Source organism: Pelagerythrobacter aerophilus, assembly GCF_003581645.1.
GTDB lineage: Bacteria > Pseudomonadota > Alphaproteobacteria > Sphingomonadales > Sphingomonadaceae > Pelagerythrobacter > Pelagerythrobacter aerophilus.
The window spans coordinates 266632-282578 of sequence record NZ_QXFK01000016.1 but is presented as its reverse complement, the minus strand read 5'-3'; the positions used below and the strand labels follow the sequence as shown (position 1 = coordinate 282578).

Below are 15947 nucleotides of genomic sequence, written 5' to 3'. Positions count from 1 at the left end.
CGCTGGTCGCGTTCTCCGTGCGGCCGCTGCATATGAAGCGGCCTTATCCGACTGCGCAGAATAGGGCAAACGCTTGAACGACGGCTTAATCCCACCCGCCGCAAAGGCGCAAACCGGGTGGCGCAGAATCACCGCGCTGTGCCATAGGGCGTCCCATGCGCGATCCTGACGCCTTTCTCGCAAGCGCGGCCGAACTGCTCGGCGAGCGCGGTTTCACCCGGGACCCGGAGCTGATGGCGCCGTGGCTGACCGACTGGCGCGGCCGCTATGCGGGGAATGCGCTCGCCATGGCCTCACCTGCGAGCACGGAGGAAGTCTCGGCCATTGTCCGCCTCTGCGCACGTCATCGCGTGCCGATCGTACCGCAGGGCGGCAACAGCGGTATGTCAGGTGGCGCGACGCCCGACGATGATGGCGACGCCCTGCTGCTCTCGCTCCGCCGCATGAATGCGATCCGCGAAGTGAATGCCGATTCGCGGCAGACGGTGTGCGAGGCCGGAGTGATTCTGCAGAACCTGCACGACGCCGCTGCCGGCAAGCAGATGCGCTTCCCTCTCACTCTTGGCGGGAAAGGCTCGGCCACGATCGGCGGGCTGATCGCCACCAATGCCGGCGGCACCCAGGTCCTCCGCCACGGGACGATGCGCACGCAGGTCCTGGGCCTGGAGGCGGTGTTGGCCGACGGCAGCGTGTTCGACGCGCTTACTCCGCTCAAGAAGGACAACCGCGGGTTCGACCTCAAGCAGTTGCTGATCGGGTCCGAAGGGACACTTGGCATCGTGACCGCTGCGACGCTGCGGCTGCTGCCAGAGATCGGCGAGCGGGCGGTGCTATGGGCCGGGCTCCGGTCGATCGGCGACGCGCGCCGTCTGCTGCTCCATTGCGAAGCGCGCGCCGGGAATCACCTCGAAGGCTTCGAGGTCATCCCCGCGCACTGTCTGACCGCTGTGCTCGATCATCTGCCCGACGCCCGCAGACCGCTGGCCAGCGAACACGCGTGGCATGCGTTGATCGAGCTTGTCGCAGAAGAAGGTGCCACCGACGGCCTTTCCGAACTGGCGGAATCGATACTCTCCGAAGCGTTCGAGGCGGGGACGATCGAAGATGCGACGATCGCTGCGAGCGAGACGCAGGCGGAGCAGTTCTGGCTGTTGCGCGACTCGATCTCGCCGGCCGAGCGGGCGATCGGCCCGGCGATGCAGCACGACATCTCCGTTCCGGTGGCGCGGATGGCCGATTTCGTCCAACAAGCCGTGCCCGAAGTGGAGGCGCGCTTTCCCGGAACCTCGGCAGTCGCTTTCGGACACCTGGGCGACGGGAATGTCCACTTTCACGTTCTGGCGCCCCCGAACGTGGTTCGCGGCGAATGGGAGGATGGGGAAGGCAAGGCGATCAGCGCCTTCGTGCACGACCTCGTTACCCGCTGGGGCGGTTCGATCAGCGCCGAGCACGGTATCGGCCAGATGAAGCGGGACGAGCTCGGTCGGCTGGGTGACCCGGTCGCACTGGCCATGATGCGCAGTATCAAGCAGGCGCTCGACCCGCAGGGCCTGCTCAATCCCGGCAAGCTCGTGCCGCTTGCGCCGGAGGCATGCAGCAACTAAAGCGCGCGCTTCACGCGCGGGGTGCATGCCTTGCCGAGTAGACAATCCTAGCGATCCGGAGAGAATCCATGGCCAGCCCGCCGCAGCCCAACCTGCCCCTGTTCTACAACGACCTCATGCCCCTCAACAGCCGCGATCATGCGAAGTGGCACAGCAAGGGCATCGATTCCGCGAAGTGGCTGAGCACCCAACATGCGATCCCGCTGACGGTGGACGAATTCGTCCAGGCGCAGCGCGATTATCCGATCGTCTTCTCCTCGGGCGAAAACCCGCTGCCGCTCGCGCTCATGGGCCTGAACGAGGGTGTGAACACGTTCGTCGATGAAGAGGGCAAGGTGAACGAGCCGGTCTATCTCCCGGCTTACATTCGCCGCTATCCGTTCATGCTCGCCAAGCTGCAGCCGGATTCGGAAGAGCTGTCGCTCTGCTTCGACCCGACCACGGACTCGCTCGGCGAATTCTCCGAAGGCGAAGCCCTGTTCGACGGTGAGGGTCAGCCGGCCGACGCGACCAAGCGCGCGCTCGAGTTCTGCCAGCACTTCGAGGAAGCCGGTCAGCGGACCAAGGCTTTCATCGAGGAACTGAAGAAGCACGACCTGCTGATGGATGGCGAGATCGCGATCTCCCTGCAGGACAATCCCGATCGTCCGTACGTCTATCGTGGTTTCCAGATGATCAATCAGGAAAAGCTGCGCGAAGTGCGCGGCGACGTGCTGCGCACGTGGTGCCAGAACGGATTGCTCGCGCTGATTTACGCGCACATGTTCTCGCTGGACCTGATGCGCGCGATCTTCGCCCGCCAGCAACAGCAGGGCAAAGGCCCCGAGTTGGCACCCGCCGCAACGAACTGAGGCGACAACACGAGATCGTCTCGCGATAGCCGGGGTTGAAACATCCCGGCCTGCAACCTATTTCATCGGTATCGGAACGGCGCTCCCCTCATAGCCTGTTCCGATCGGTGCACTGCGGTGCACCTCCTCCCTGAACCTTGGCCACCTCGTGCATTTAGCACGAGGTGGTTTTTTATTCGGCAGCGAGTGGAAGGGCCCCGTTCCTTCCGAGCGCGGCAACCGCATCGCCAAGTTCCCGGACGAGTCCGATCAGCAGGCGCGCGACCGCAGGCATGCGCGCAGAGGTCTCCGCCAGCCGCGCATCGAGATAGCTCGACCGGCAGATTTCGAGCTGCAAGGCATGGATGGCACGCGCCGGCGCGCCGTGCCGGTCGAGAATATAACCGCCCGCATAGGGTCGGTTGTGCGCCGTGCGCCGCTCCAACCGCGCGAAGTATCCAAGCCCTTGCGCCGCCAGTGCGGGCTCGCATGAGGCGCCGAACCGGTCGCCGAGCACGAACTCCGCGGTGCGGTCGCCGGGAAAGCGGGGCCTGAGCGGCGGCATCGAATGGAGATCGATCAGCAGCGCAGCGCCCCAGCGATCGCGCAGGGTCTCCAGCGCGCCGGCCAGCTGTGCGTGGTAGGGGCGATGAATTCCCTCGATGCGCGCATCGAGCTCGTCCCGGTCGATCGGCCCCTTCCAGATCTCCCCCAGCCCGCCGAGTCGGCGCGGCACGAGGCCCAGTCCGCTGCGCGACCGGCGGTTGAGCGCCGAATGGCGCGTCTTCCTGGGAGCGCCGCCGGAGACCATCGACCAGTCCATGTCGTCGCAAGCGCGATTGAGGTCCAGCATGGCCCGCGGCGCATGCGCGACGAGCAGCGCGGCACCCGTGGCGGCAGCGATGTCGCGCGCGAGCAGATCGGTGTAGCGGTCTTCCAGCCGCAGCGCGCTGTATTCGGGATCGCGCATGCGTTCCCTCAGGGTTTCGGGGTAGCAGCGACCGGCGTGCGGCGCTGCGATCAGCACCGGGATCGGCGTCTGACGGGGCATCTCCAGCGTGAACGACGGCTCGACGGTACCGGGGATCGCCCCGCCCGAGACCCGCTCGCCGCACCCGCTGGAATCGCGCTCGTCCATTCGCATCCTTGCTGGACCGTTAGCAACGATGTGTCAAAGCAGGGCAGTGTCGACAAGGCGAAAGATTTCTTAAGCGGCGGGCGCTAAGCGAACTCCCATGAGCGAACGCAACGGCCTCCGAATACTCCTCGCCGAAGACGAGGAGGCGATGCGCGGCTATCTCGCCCGCGCGCTGGAAAATGCCGGCTACGACGTGACGGCGGTCGATCGCGGAACGCGGGCCGTTCCGCTGCTCGAATCGCAGCACTTCGACCTCCTGCTGTCGGACATCGTCATGCCGGAGATGGACGGGATCGAACTCGCGCAGCGCTGCAACGAAGTCAGTCCGCGGACCAAGGTGATGTTCATCACCGGATTCGCCGCGGTCACGCTGCGAGTCAGCCGCGAGCAGCCGCAGGCGAAGATCCTCTCAAAACCGTTCCATCTGCGCGACCTCGTGCTCGAGATCGAGCGCGTGTTCGAGGACTGTCTGCACGCGACGGTCTGACCGTGAGAATGAGGGCTTGCGCGGCATTGACCCAATCGCTAGATGGCGCGCCTGCCGCTCGCCGCGGCACAATCGATGGCTTGGGCGTATAGCTCAGTGGTAGAGCACTGTGTTGACATCGCAGGGGTCGGAAGTTCAATCCTTCCTACGCCCACCATCGGCTGACTAAGCTACGAAAGGCGCCGCGATTGCGGCGCCTTTTCTGCATCTGCGATGATCTCGGCGCGTTCGCCTCCGCCGCGTCCGGTAGCTTCCCTTGCGCCCTCCCCCGCCTCTGCTAAAGCCCGCGCAAACCATCCAGACAGATAGGGCACACATGCAGAAGATTCAGGTCAAGAACCCCATCGTCGAACTCGACGGCGACGAGATGACGCGCATCATCTGGGAATGGATCCGCGAGCGGCTAATCCTCCCTTACCTGGATGTCGACCTGAAGTACTACGACCTGTCGATCCAGAAGCGCGACGAGACGGACGACCAGATCACCGTCGATGCGGCCAATGCGATCAAGGAACACGGCGTCGGCGTGAAGTGCGCGACCATCACGCCGGACGAGGCGCGGGTCGAGGAATTCAGCCTCAAGAAGATGTGGCGCAGCCCTAACGGCACGATCCGCAACATCCTGGGCGGCGTCGTCTTCCGCGAGCCGATCGTGATCGACAACGTGCCGCGGCTGGTGCCGGGCTGGACCGATCCGATCGTCGTCGGCCGTCACGCGTTCGGCGACCAGTATCGTGCGACCGACACGCTCATCCCCGGCGCGGGCAAGCTGCGCCTGGTATTCGAAGGCGAGAACGGCGAGAAGATCGACCTCGACGTGTTCGAATTCCAGTCGAGCGGCGTCGCGATGGCGATGTACAATCTCGACGATTCGATCCGCGACTTCGCGCGCGCCAGCTTCAACTACGGTCTCGACCGCGGCTGGCCGGTCTATCTCTCGACCAAGAACACGATCCTCAAGGCCTACGATGGCCGCTTCAAGGACCTGTTCCAGGAAGTGTTCGACGCGGAGTTCAAGGACAAGTTCGACAAGGCCGGCATCACCTACGAGCACCGCCTGATCGACGACATGGTCGCCTCCGCGCTCAAGTGGAACGGCAAGTTCGTCTGGGCCTGCAAGAACTACGACGGCGACGTACAGTCCGACACCGTGGCCCAGGGCTTCGGTTCGCTCGGCCTGATGACCAGCGTCCTGATGTCGCCCGATGGCAAGACCGTCGAGGCCGAAGCGGCGCACGGCACCGTCACCCGCCACTATCGCCAGCACGAGCAGGGCAAGGCGACCAGCACCAACCCGATCGCCAGCATCTTCGCCTGGACCCGGGGCTTGATGTACCGCGGCAAGTTCGACGGCACGCCCGACGTGGTGAAGTTCGCCGAAACCCTCGAGCGCGTCTGCATCCAGACCGTCGAGCGCGGCCAGATGACCAAGGACCTCGCGCTGCTGATCGGCCCCGACCAGAGCTGGCTCACCACCGAGCAGTTCTTCGAGGCGATCGTGAACAACCTCGAAGCGGAGATGGCCAACTGGGCCTGATGAAACGTTTGCCCCCTTCCGTCATTGACTACAGACAGTGACGGAAGGGGGAACGACATCAGTGGCCAGGGCACCGAAGAAGAAGCAGCCGGCACGCCGCAAGGCATCCGAGAAATTCGGCAAGCGGCGGCTGGAGATACGTAACGCCCGGCCCAAGGACGTGCGCGGGATCGCCGCGCTCGTCCGCCGAGTCTACGAGGACATGCCCGCCTATACGCACGGCGAGATCCGCGGGCAGATCAACAATTTTCCCGAAGGCTGCTTCGTCGCCCTGCTCGACGACGAGGTCGTCGGCTACTGCGCGACGATGCAGATCGCCGAGACACTGGCGTTCCAGGATCACGACTGGGACGAGATCACCGGCAATGGCTTCGGCAGCCGGCACGATCCGACCGGCGACTGGCTCTACGGCTACGAGATGTGCGTCGACCCCAAAGTGCGCGGCGTGCGCATCGGCCGGCGGCTCTACGAGGAACGCCGCGCGCTGGCGGAGGAGCGCGACCTGACCGGCATCGTCTTCGCCGGCCGCATGCCGAACTACCGACGCAACAAGCGCAAGGTGGACGGACCGGACGACTATCTCGAGCAAGTCGTCGCGGCAAAGATCCATGACCCGGTCCTGCGCTTCCAGCTCGCCAACGGCTTCGAGCCCGCACGGATCATGCATGGCTACCTGCCCGAGGACAAGAAATCGGAGGCGAATGCCGTTCTGATGGTATGGCGCAATCCCTACGTGGAGCGCGATCAGCCGGTGAAGAAGCGCCTCCCACGCGGCGTCGAGGCGGTGCGCGTGGCGACCTGTCAGCTTCAGGCGCGCGCAGTGGCGGACTATGCGGAGTTCCACCGCGCCGTCGAGTATTTCGTCGATGTTGCAAGCGATTACGAGTCGGACTTCATCGTCTTTCCCGAGCTCTTCACTCTTCAGTTATTGAGCTTCGAGGAGAAGCAGCTCTCGCCGGTCGAAGCGATCGAGCGGCTTTCGGAGTATACCCCCCGTATCAAGGCGGACATCTCCGACATGGCGATGCGCTACAACATCAACATCGTCGCCGGATCGCATCCGACGCGCATGGAAGACGGCGACATCCACAACGTCGCCTATGTGTGCCTGCGCGATGGATCGGTGCACGAGCAGGAGAAGATCCATCCAACGCCGAACGAGCGTTATTGGTGGAACATCCGCGGCGGCGACAGCATCGACGTGATCCCTACGGACGTGGGGCCGATCGGCGTCCTGATATGCTACGACAGCGAGTTTCCCGAACTGGCCCGGCGTCTCGCGGACGAAGGCGCGCGGATCATTTTCGTGCCCTTCTGTACCGACAGTCGGCAGGGGTACTTGCGCGTACGCTATTGCGCGCAGGCACGTGCGATCGAGAACCAGTGCTTCGTCGTCCTTTCCGGCAATGTCGGCAACCTGCCCAACGTCGGTAACGTGGACATCCAGTACGCGCAGAGCTGCATTCTCACGCCCTGCGACTTCCCCTTCGCGCGCGACGGCGTGGCGGCCGAGGCGAGCGAGAATGTCGAGACGCTGACGATCAGCGACATCAACCTGGCCGACCTGTCGTGGGCGCGCGCCGAGGGCACGGTGCGCAATCTCGCCGACCGCCGCTTCGACCTCTACCGCATCGAGTGGGACGAGGCCGGCGAACACCCCGGCAAGCCCCGGCCCCGCCGCGAGCCGCTCGGCCCCTCCACCGTCGGCGGAGGCTGACGACAAATTCCCGGCGCGCGATTGCCGTGACAACGGCTGCGGCCGCCGTTAGGTGAAATTCAATGGCCGGAGAGATCGCACCTTCCCCCGCACTCACGGATGCTCTGGTCATCCTCGGCGCGGCGGGCATCGTGATCCCGGTCTTCACCCGCTTCCGGATCACCCCGGTCATCGGCTTCATTCTGATCGGCATCGCGGTCGGGCCGTTCGGGCTCGGCAAGCTGATCTACGAGTACCCCTTGCTCGGCCATATAACGATCAGCGACCCCGAGGTCCTGGCGCCATTCGCCGAGTTCGGGATCATCCTGCTGCTCTTCACAATCGGTCTCGAACTGTCATTCAACCGATTGTGGCAGATGCGAAAACTCGTCTTCGGGCTGGGTGCGCTGGAGCTCGCCATCATCGGATCGTGCATCGCCATCGCCCTCTCCATGATGGGGCAATACTGGACCGGTGCGATCGGGCTCGGCCTTGCCCTGGCACTGTCCTCGACCGCGATCGTGCTACCGATCTCGGGCACGCACACCCCCGTCGGGCGGGCCGCGCTGTCGATGCTGCTGTTCGAGGATATCGCGATCGTTCCGATCATCTTCCTGCTGGGCGCCATGGCGCCCAATGCGCAGGCAGAGGGATGGGAAGGGCTCGTCGGCACCCTGTGGCAAGGCGGGCTGGTGATCGTCGCGCTGCTCGTCGTGGGCCGCATCGCCCTGCCCCGACTGTTCGCGCAAGCCGCCCGGACCAAGAGCCCCGAACTGTTCCTGGCGGCCAGCCTGCTCGTCGTGATCGGCGCCAGCCTTGCGACCGCGGTCGTCGGCCTTTCGCCGATCGTCGGCGCGCTCATAGCGGGCCTGCTAATCGCCGAGACCGAGTATTACGGCGAAGTCGAAGCGATCATCGAACCGTTCAAGGGCCTCGCGCTCGGCATCTTCCTCATCACCGTTGGCATGAGCATCGACCTGACCACGATCTGGGAGAACATCGGCGCGATCGCGCTCGCGGTGGTGCTGGTGCTGGGCTTCAAGACGCTGGTCACCGGCCTGCTCCTGCGCCTCATGGGGGCACGCCGGAGCACGGCTGCGGAAACGGGCATGATGATGGCCAGCCCCTCGGAGACGACGCTGATCGTGCTCGCCGCCGCGACCTCCGCGCTGCTGATCCAGCCCGGCACGGCGCAGTTCTGGCAGATCGTGACCGCCATCGGCCTCACTATCACCCCGATACTCGCCAAGATCGGGCGCGCGGTCGCCCGGCGCATCGACAGCGTGCCGGAACTGCCGCCCGAATACAGCGAGGATCCGCGCGTGATCGTGGTCGGGTCGGGGCGTGTCGGCCGCCTGGTGGCGGACATGCTGACGGTCCACGATCAGCCGTACATAGCGCTCGATTCCGATGTGGATATCGCCGATCGCGCCAAGCGCGACGGCTACCGTGTGCTCTATGGCGACGCCTCGCGCCGCGATGCGCTCGAAAGGGTAGGGCTCGGCAATGCGCTGGCCGTGGTTCTGACGATGGACGAGCCGGTTCTCGTCCAGCGGCTCGTTCAGAAGATCCGCCGGCAGTATCCAGACCTCCTCATCGTCGCCCGCGCCCGCGATTCGAGGGACGCCGCCGGACTCTATCGTGCAGGCGCCACCCATGCGGTCCCGGAAACGCTCGAAAGCTCACTCCAGCTATCCGAAGCGGTGCTGGCGGATATCGGCGTCCCGATGGGTCCCGTGATCGCCTCCATTCACGAGAAGCGCGACCAGTTTCGCGAACAGATCCGCGAGGAAGGCGCGCTCCAGTACAAGCCCAAGTTGCGTACGACGACAGCCGAGGCCGGCTGAACGAGGAATCGTGAACTCTCCCGCGCTCCATGCGTTGAGCGATGGAAGGAGAATTCAGATGGCCGACCGCAACCCGGCGAAACCGGAACCCAACGAAGAGAAGTTCAAGCCCCAGAATGTGGCCGAGGAGCAGAAGCGCGGCGCGGACCAGCCGGCCGATGCCCGCGGGCGCGACCTGCCGCGCGGAAGCGAGCCCGAGACCCGCGGGTCCAGTAGCGTCAGGCGGTAGCGGGCCTCAGGCGGAGACGGTCTCGGCAAGAGCGGCCTTTACGGCGGCGATGGCGTCCTCCGCTTTCGCACCATCGGGCCCGCCACCCTGCGCCATGTCCGCGCGGCCGCCGCCGCCTTTGCCGCCCAGCGCTTCCACGCCTTTGCGCACGAGCGCGATGGCGTCGAAGCGGCCGGCGAGGTCGTCCGTCACGCCCACCGCAATTGCCGCGCGTCCGTCATTCACCGCAACCGCGGCTGCGACGCCCGAGCCTAGGCGCTTTTTCGCCTCGTCGAGCAGGCCGCGCAGGTCCTTGGGGTTGAGGCCGCTCAGCACCTGGCCGGAGAACTTCACGCCGCCCACGTCCTCGTCTGCGACTCCTGGGCCAGCAGCAGCACCGCCGCCGCCGAGCGCAAGCTGCTTCTTCGCCTCCGCGAGTTCGCGTTCGAGCCGCTTGCGTTCCTCGACCAGGGCGGCGACGCGCGCCTCGACCTCTTCGGGGGCGGCCTTGATCGTGCCGGCGATGGCCTTCAGCGCCTCTTCGCGGCCGACCAGCCACTGGCGCGCGGCTTCGCCGGTCAGGGCCTCGATCCGGCGCACGCCGGAGGAAACCGCGCTTTCCGAAACGATGCGGAACAGGCCGATGTCTCCGGTCGCCCGCACGTGGGTGCCGCCGCACAGCTCGACCGAGTAATGGCGTGTGCCGTCGGCCTTGCGGCCCATCGAGAGGACGCGCACTTCGTCGCCGTATTTCTCCCCGAACAGCGCGAGCGCTCCGGCCGCGACCGCATCGTCGGGGCTCATCAGGCGTGTCGCGACTTCCTCGTTGGCGCGGATCTCGGCATTCACCTCGGCCTCGATCGCGGCGATGTCCTCATCGGTCAGCGGCTTGGGGTGCGAGAAATCGAAGCGGAAGCGGTCGGCTGCGACCAGTGAGCCCTTCTGCGTCACATGATCGCCGAGCCGATTGCGCAGCGCCGCGTGAACGAGGTGGGTCGCCGAGTGGTTCGCGCGGATTCGGTCGCGCCGCTCGGCATCGACGGTCAGATGCACGTTGTCGCCGACCGCGACTTTCCCGCTCTCGATCCGGCCGTGGTGCGCGTGCAGACGGCCCAGCGGCTTGGAAGTATCGGTGACCGCGATCCGCAGCCCTTCCGGCGTGGAGATCGTGCCGGCATCCCCGCTCTGCCCGCCGCTCTCGCCATAGAACGGGGTCTGGTTGGTCAAGACCAGGACTTCGTCGCCGGTGCCGGCTGAATCGACTTCGGCACCGTCGCGGACGATCGCGATAACGGAGCCTTCGCCTTCGGTGGCGGAATAGCCGGTGAATTCGGTGCTGCCCTCGCGCTCGGCAATGTCGAACCACAGCTCGCTGTCGGCGGCCTGACCCGAGCCCTTCCATGCGGCGCGGGCGGCCTGCTTCTGGCGCTCCATCGCCGCTTCGAACCCGGCGCGGTCGACCCCGATGCCCCGCGCGCGCAGAGCATCTTCGGTGAGATCGTAGGGAAAGCCGTAGGTGTCGTAGAGCTTGAACGCCGTCTCGCCTTCGAGTTCGCCGCCCTCACCCAGTCCGGCGGTTTCTTCGTCGAGCAGCCGCAGGCCCTTGTCGAGCGTGCGGCGGAACTGCGTCTCCTCGCGCTCGAGCACTTCCTCGATCAGCGCCTGGCCGCGCTGAAGCTCGGGATAGGCCTGGCCCATCTCGGTGACGAGCGTCGGCACGAGCCGGTGCATCAGCGGCTGCTCGGCCCCGAGCAGGTGCGCATGGCGCATCGCGCGGCGCATGATGCGGCGCAGGACATAGCCGCGGCCTTCGTTCGACGGCAGCACACCGTCGGCGAGCAGGAAGCCGCTGGAACGCAGGTGATCCGCGATGACGCGGTGGCTGGCGCGGCGCTCACCCTCGGCAGGAACGCCGGTCAGGCTTTCGCTTGCGGCGATCAGCACCTTGAAGGTGTCGATGTCGTAATTGTCGTGCACGCCCTGCATGACAGCGGCGATGCGCTCGAGGCCCATGCCGGTGTCGATGCTGGGTTTGGGCAGCTCGGTGCGCGGGCCGCCGGCCGACTGCTCGAACTGCATGAACACGAGGTTCCAGATCTCGATGAAGCGATCGCCATCCTCGTCGGGAGAGCCCGGCGGGCCGCCCGGAATGTGCTCGCCGTGATCGTAGAAGATCTCGCTGCACGGGCCGCAGGGGCCGGTGTCGCCCATCGACCAGAAGTTGTCGCTCGTCGCGATGCGGATGATCCGCTCCTCCGGCAGGCCCGAGATCTTGCGCCACAGGTCGAACGCCTCGTCATCGGTGTGATAGACGGTGGCGGTGAGCTTCTCGGGCGCGAGGCCCCATTCCTTCGTCAGCAGAGTCCAGGCGTGTTCGATCGCCTGTTCCTTGAAGTAGTCGCCGAACGAGAAGTTGCCGAGCATCTCGAAGAACGTGTGATGCCGGGCGGTGTAGCCGACGTTGTCGAGATCGTTGTGCTTGCCGCCGGCGCGCACGCATTTCTGGCTCGACACGGCGGTCGAGGCGGGCGGTGCTTCGAGCCCGGTGAACACGTTCTTGAACGGCACCATGCCCGCATTGACGAACATCAGCGTGGGATCGTTGTACGGCACCAGCGGCGCGCTCGGCACCGGCGCGTGGCCCGCACGCGCGAAATAGTCGATGAAGGACCGGCGAACGTCGTTGGTCGAAATCATGCAGCGCAGTTAGTTGCTGGAGCGCGGTGCGACAAGCGGATTAAGGTGCATTCCCCCAGGCCAGACGGACGATCAGCGCACTGACGCGCGCGCCGTGACCAGCCAGGCGCCCGCTTGCAGCGCGACGCGGCCGTTCTCGAGATGATCGCGCAGGAACCCACGTAGCCGCTCGGCGAAGGCGGCACGTTCGTGCTCCTCCATCTGCGCCGCAGCGCGTGCAGCGGGGCCGATGACGAGGAAGTATGAAAGCGCGTCCTCGACCGGATCATCGCCCGCCCCTGCGACATACGGAAAATCGACCGCTTCGAACGTCACGTCGCGCCAGCCAGCTTCGGTGAGAATGCGCTCGACGTACGCTTTGTCGGCGAAAGCAAAAGGGCCGGGCTCACCAGGTGGCGGCGGCGCGCCCAACCCCGGAGGCAGCAGCGCTGCAAGCCCGCTCGCCCAAGCATTCTCCGACGGGTCGCGGAAGCAGGTGAAAGCGAGCCGCGCATCCGCTGCTGCGACGTCGGCGAAATGGGCGAAGGCCGCGACCGGCTCGGGAAAGAACATCACGCCGTGCCGCGATACGAGAAGATCGGGGGCGACGCCGGCACGCGTCCAGCCCGCGGCGTCGCCCAGCTCGAAAGCGAGGTTCGGCAGATCCGCGCCCCGCACCCGCGCCGCGGCGAGGAGTTCGTCGCTGACGTCGACTCCGATCACCTGTGCGCTGGGGTTGGCGCGGGCGAGTGCAAGCGAGACTTCGCCCGCCCCGCAGCCGATATCGAGCGCCTGCGCAAAGGCAGCATCCGTCGCGGCGCCTAGCAGGCGTTCGGTCAAAGCCGCAAAGCTGCGGTCGGTGCGCTGCCACTCAGCCGCCCAGGTGCGCCCGACGCGCCCTTCCCATTCCGCCCGGTCCGTCATGGATGCTCGCTCCTCGTTCGCGGCCCGACTCGGCGTGGCGCAGCCCGAGCGCGGACGGTGCACTTGGTCGGGATGAAGCATCTCCTATCGCAGCAGGCCTTCAGACCAAAAGAGAAACCGGCGCGGCCTCCGTATGGATGCGCGCGCCGGTTTCCCGTTTTCCCGGGCGCCCTGCGGCACCCGCTTGAGGCGATGATGTCAGTCGTCCGCGTCCGGACCCGTCATCATTTCCTCGGCGACCTCGTCGGTCCGGCCGCGGATGGCGGCTTCCAACCTGTCGCAAACTTCTGGGTTTTCCTTGAGGTACTGCTTGGCGTTCTCGCGGCCCTGGCCGATGCGGATCGAGTCGTAGCTGAACCAACTGCCCGACTTCTCCACGATGCCCGCCTTGACGCCAAGATCGAGAATCTCGCCGATCTTCGAGATACCTTCGCCGTACATGATGTCGAACTCGACCTGCTTGAACGGCGGGGCGACCTTGTTCTTGACCACTTTCACCCGGGTCGAGTTGCCGACGATTTCGTCGCGATCCTTGATCTGCCCGGTGCGGCGGATGTCGAGCCGCACGCTGGCGTAGAACTTGAGCGCATTGCCGCCGGTGGTCGTTTCCGGATTGCCGTACATAACGCCGATCTTCATCCGAAGCTGGTTGATGAAGATCACCATGGTCTTCGAACGGCTGATCGATCCGGTGAGCTTGCGCAGCGACTGCGACATCAGGCGGGCCTGAAGGCCGACGTGACTGTCGCCCATCTCGCCCTCGATCTCGGCGCGCGGAACCAGCGCGGCAACCGAGTCGACCACCAGCACGTCGATCGCGTTCGAACGCACCAGGGTATCGGTGATCTCGAGCGCCTGCTCGCCCGTGTCGGGCTGCGAGACGATCAGTTCGTCGATGTCGACGCCCAGTTTCCTGGCATAGACGGGATCCAGCGCATGTTCGGCATCGACGAAAGCGGCGGTGCCGCCGTTCTTCTGCGCCTCGGCAATCACGTGCAACGCAAGCGTCGTCTTGCCCGAGCTTTCCGGCCCATAGACCTCGATCACCCGGCCCTTGGGCAGGCCGCCCACGCCAAGCGCGATATCGAGGCCGAGCGAGCCCGTCGAAATCGCTTCGACCTGCATCGCTTCCTTCTGGCCCAGCTTCATCGCCGAACCCTTGCCGAATGCGCGATCGATCTGTGCCAGTGCGGCGTCGAGCGCCTTTTGACGGTCCACGTTGCTTTCCTTCTCAACCAGCTTCAGTTCGGCCGCCATCGCATGGGCTCCTTCGCTTGCCTAGGGCTTCGTTCCCGTTATCGACTGATGCGCTATGTATCCTCTTTGTTCCAACAGAACAAGAGTGGAACAGAAATTTTTTCGTAGAGCCGCAGGATGGCGGAATTCCGCCGGTTCTGGCCGATCAGCGGTGCGCCGAACGGACTCGCCAGCGAATTTTCCGATCCGAATTGGCGGGAATCGTCGTCTCGATCACCCGCTCGCCATCCTTGATCCGGAGCCCGCGGCCGCGGACTTCCCAATCCGCCGCCGAGCCCAGCCGGATGCGCAAGCGCGCCGGATGACCGAGCGCGTTGGCGAGCTCCGCCTCCATCCGCACCCACTTCTCCGGTTTGCTCGCCGGATCGTGCTTGCTCGTGCGCGTGCAGGCTATCTGCACCCGGCTGCTGGTGCCGAGCGCGATCTCTACGTCCTGCCCACTTGCATGGTCACGCAGGCGCTCTTCCCCGACCAGCAGCGGACCACGCGACGATGGTTCGAACACCGCGACCCCGCCCGACGGCAGCGCGACGCCGAGACCGTGGGCTTCGTCGTTGACCGTCGCCAGCAGCCGCTGGGCCGCGCGAAACTCCTCCTCGCTCTCGCGATTCGCCGCGCATCCGATCTCGTAGATCAGCTCGCCCTCGATCTCGTCCTTCTGCAGGAAGGCGACTTGCTTCAGGCCCTTCGCCGCAACAGTGACCGGCTCCGGCACCCGGTAGAGCTTGAGATCGCCGAGTTCCTCCTCGGCCGCCATGATCGCGGGGGCCGCTTCCATGCTCTGCACGCGCGATCCGGTGACGACGATCGCGTCGGCGGTTGGCGGCGGAGGTGGCGCGGGCGGAGGGGGCGGAGGGGGCGGAAGCAGATAACCGACCGGCGAGCCTCTCGCCGTGCTGCCGATCGGATAGCAGGTCAGCCGCAGCGGCTCCGCACGAGGCGGTTCAGCCAAGCTCTCGTAGTCGCTCTCGACGTTGAGCCGGCCCGCCACTGCCATCAGCTCGGCATCGGAAAACGATTGGGCATTGTCGTTGAGCAGCGTGAGCCACGAGGTCAGCCCGAGTTCCACCCCGCCCCTGCCGTCGCCCTTGCCCAGCGTCGCGACGTAGTTCGCCTGCCAGTCGAAACCCCAGGCAAGATAGGTCAGCACGACCTGGTAGGTGCCGCCGCTCGTGTCGCGGGTGTCGATCGAGAACACGGGCTGCGCCGAGAGCCTAGCGGGAACGCGGTCGAAGGTCAGTTTCTCGGGCAGGCCGGCGCAGCGCACCGCCTCGAAGCCCTCGCCCGTCTGCAGCACCAGTCCGCCGTCGGCACGGGTGCGGACGATCGCTTCCTCGCTTTTCGCCTCACCCGTGGCCGGATTGGTGCGCGTGATCGTCACCCGGTTGCCGAGCATGCCGTTCACCAGCGCCGCGGGGGAGAGCAGCTCCGCATTGCGGTTCTTCTCGACGGTCCCGCCCGGGAGGCCGGTGACGATCGCGGAGACCGCCACCATCCCTTCCGCCACGCCTTCGAAGCGCACCGTGCTCTCGCCCGGCGGCAGGGTGACGGTGCGCGTCTCGCTGATCATCGCGAATCCGCGCGGGAAGGTGCGGTTCATCGCCTCGTCCGGTCCGCGCTCGGGATCGCGATAGATGGTAACCGCCAGCGCGCCCGGCGCCGAGGCATCGACCGTCTCACGTGCCTGCGCCGCGGCCGAGGCGGCGATCAGCGCAAGGAGGAATGCGGCATGCCGCATCGCCC

12 protein-coding genes and 1 tRNA gene are annotated in these 15947 nt (G+C 65.9%); 8 read left to right on the top strand and 5 right to left on the bottom strand.

Annotation, left to right across the window (positions count from 1 at the left end):
• Window positions 1-155 precede the first annotated feature (155 nt).
• Both D2V04_RS09660 and D2V04_RS09655 read left to right on the top strand, forming a co-directional pair.
• A complete protein-coding gene (locus D2V04_RS09660) occupies window positions 156-1604 on the top strand; it encodes an FAD-binding oxidoreductase (protein ID WP_119513443.1) in 1449 nt (482 codons plus the stop codon).
• A 68-nt stretch (window positions 1605-1672) separates the two neighbouring features.
• Complete coding sequence (locus D2V04_RS09655; protein WP_119513441.1) at window positions 1673-2455, top strand: SapC family protein; 783 nt, start codon at window positions 1673-1675, stop codon at window positions 2453-2455.
• Window positions 2456-2627: 172 nt separating this feature from the next.
• Here the strand turns inward: D2V04_RS09655 and D2V04_RS09650 are convergent, their stop codons facing one another.
• Entirely contained in the window at window positions 2628-3572 is a 945-nt protein-coding gene (locus tag D2V04_RS09650; protein ID WP_119513439.1) for an N-formylglutamate amidohydrolase, read from the bottom strand.
• A 97-nt stretch (window positions 3573-3669) separates the two neighbouring features.
• Between D2V04_RS09650 and cpdR the strand changes: the two genes are divergently transcribed.
• The 6 genes from cpdR (at window position 3670) to D2V04_RS17935 (ending at window position 9368) form a co-directional block, all read left to right on the top strand.
• The gene (gene cpdR, locus D2V04_RS09645; RefSeq protein WP_119513437.1) at window positions 3670-4059 is read left to right on the top strand and encodes a cell cycle two-component system response regulator CpdR; all 390 of its coding nucleotides are present in this window, start codon (window positions 3670-3672) and stop codon (window positions 4057-4059) included.
• Between the two features lie 82 nt (window positions 4060-4141).
• Window positions 4142-4216 (top strand) — tRNA-Val (locus D2V04_RS09640).
• Between the two features lie 159 nt (window positions 4217-4375).
• A complete protein-coding gene (locus tag D2V04_RS09635) occupies window positions 4376-5596 on the top strand; it encodes an NADP-dependent isocitrate dehydrogenase (protein ID WP_119513435.1) in 1221 nt (406 codons plus the stop codon).
• 61 nt (window positions 5597-5657) lie between these two features.
• A complete protein-coding gene (locus tag D2V04_RS09630; RefSeq protein WP_119513433.1) occupies window positions 5658-7313 on the top strand; it encodes a carbon-nitrogen hydrolase family protein in 1656 nt (551 codons plus the stop codon).
• 62 nt (window positions 7314-7375) lie between these two features.
• Window positions 7376-9139 carry a cation:proton antiporter domain-containing protein gene (locus tag D2V04_RS09625; protein ID WP_119513431.1) on the top strand — a complete coding sequence of 588 codons (1764 nt, stop codon included), beginning with the start codon at window positions 7376-7378 and terminating at the stop codon, window positions 9137-9139.
• A 58-nt stretch (window positions 9140-9197) separates the two neighbouring features.
• Window positions 9198-9368, top strand: a complete 171-nt coding sequence (locus D2V04_RS17935; protein ID WP_182849718.1) for a hypothetical protein — start codon at window positions 9198-9200, stop codon at window positions 9366-9368.
• Window positions 9369-9374: 6 nt separating this feature from the next.
• Here the strand turns inward: D2V04_RS17935 and alaS are convergent, their stop codons facing one another.
• The 4 genes from alaS to D2V04_RS09605 form a co-directional block, all read right to left on the bottom strand.
• Complete coding sequence (gene alaS, locus D2V04_RS09620; protein ID WP_119513429.1) at window positions 9375-12044, bottom strand: alanine--tRNA ligase; 2670 nt, start codon at window positions 12042-12044, stop codon at window positions 9375-9377.
• 72 nt (window positions 12045-12116) lie between these two features.
• Entirely contained in the window at window positions 12117-12947 is an 831-nt protein-coding gene (locus D2V04_RS09615; RefSeq protein WP_119513592.1) for a class I SAM-dependent methyltransferase, read from the bottom strand.
• Window positions 12948-13145: 198 nt separating this feature from the next.
• Complete coding sequence (recA, locus tag D2V04_RS09610; protein ID WP_119513427.1) at window positions 13146-14204, bottom strand: recombinase RecA; 1059 nt, start codon at window positions 14202-14204, stop codon at window positions 13146-13148.
• Between the two features lie 145 nt (window positions 14205-14349).
• Entirely contained in the window at window positions 14350-15942 is a 1593-nt protein-coding gene (locus tag D2V04_RS09605) for a DUF4139 domain-containing protein (RefSeq protein ID WP_119513425.1), read from the bottom strand.
• Window positions 15943-15947 lie beyond the last annotated feature (5 nt).

Bases quoted from the DNA above. Each gene is read 5' to 3' on its own strand.
- D2V04_RS09660 (WP_119513443.1), top strand. From the start codon at position 156: ATGCGCGATCCTGACGCCTTTCTCGCAAGCGCGGCCGAACTGCTCGGC.
- D2V04_RS09655 (WP_119513441.1), top strand. From the start codon at position 1,673: ATGGCCAGCCCGCCGCAGCCCAACCTGCCCCTGTTCTACAACGACCTC.
- D2V04_RS09650 (WP_119513439.1), bottom strand. From the start codon at position 3,572: ATGGACGAGCGCGATTCCAGCGGGTGCGGCGAGCGGGTCTCGGGCGGG.
- cpdR (WP_119513437.1), top strand. From the start codon at position 3,670: ATGAGCGAACGCAACGGCCTCCGAATACTCCTCGCCGAAGACGAGGAG.
- D2V04_RS09635 (WP_119513435.1), top strand. From the start codon at position 4,376: ATGCAGAAGATTCAGGTCAAGAACCCCATCGTCGAACTCGACGGCGAC.
- D2V04_RS09625 (WP_119513431.1), top strand. From the start codon at position 7,376: ATGGCCGGAGAGATCGCACCTTCCCCCGCACTCACGGATGCTCTGGTC.
- D2V04_RS17935 (WP_182849718.1), top strand. From the start codon at position 9,198: ATGGCCGACCGCAACCCGGCGAAACCGGAACCCAACGAAGAGAAGTTC.
- alaS (WP_119513429.1), bottom strand. From the start codon at position 12,044: ATGATTTCGACCAACGACGTTCGCCGGTCCTTCATCGACTATTTCGCG.
- D2V04_RS09615 (WP_119513592.1), bottom strand. From the start codon at position 12,947: ATGACGGACCGGGCGGAATGGGAAGGGCGCGTCGGGCGCACCTGGGCG.
- recA (WP_119513427.1), bottom strand. From the start codon at position 14,204: ATGGCGGCCGAACTGAAGCTGGTTGAGAAGGAAAGCAACGTGGACCGT.
- D2V04_RS09605 (WP_119513425.1), bottom strand. From the start codon at position 15,942: ATGCGGCATGCCGCATTCCTCCTTGCGCTGATCGCCGCCTCGGCCGCG.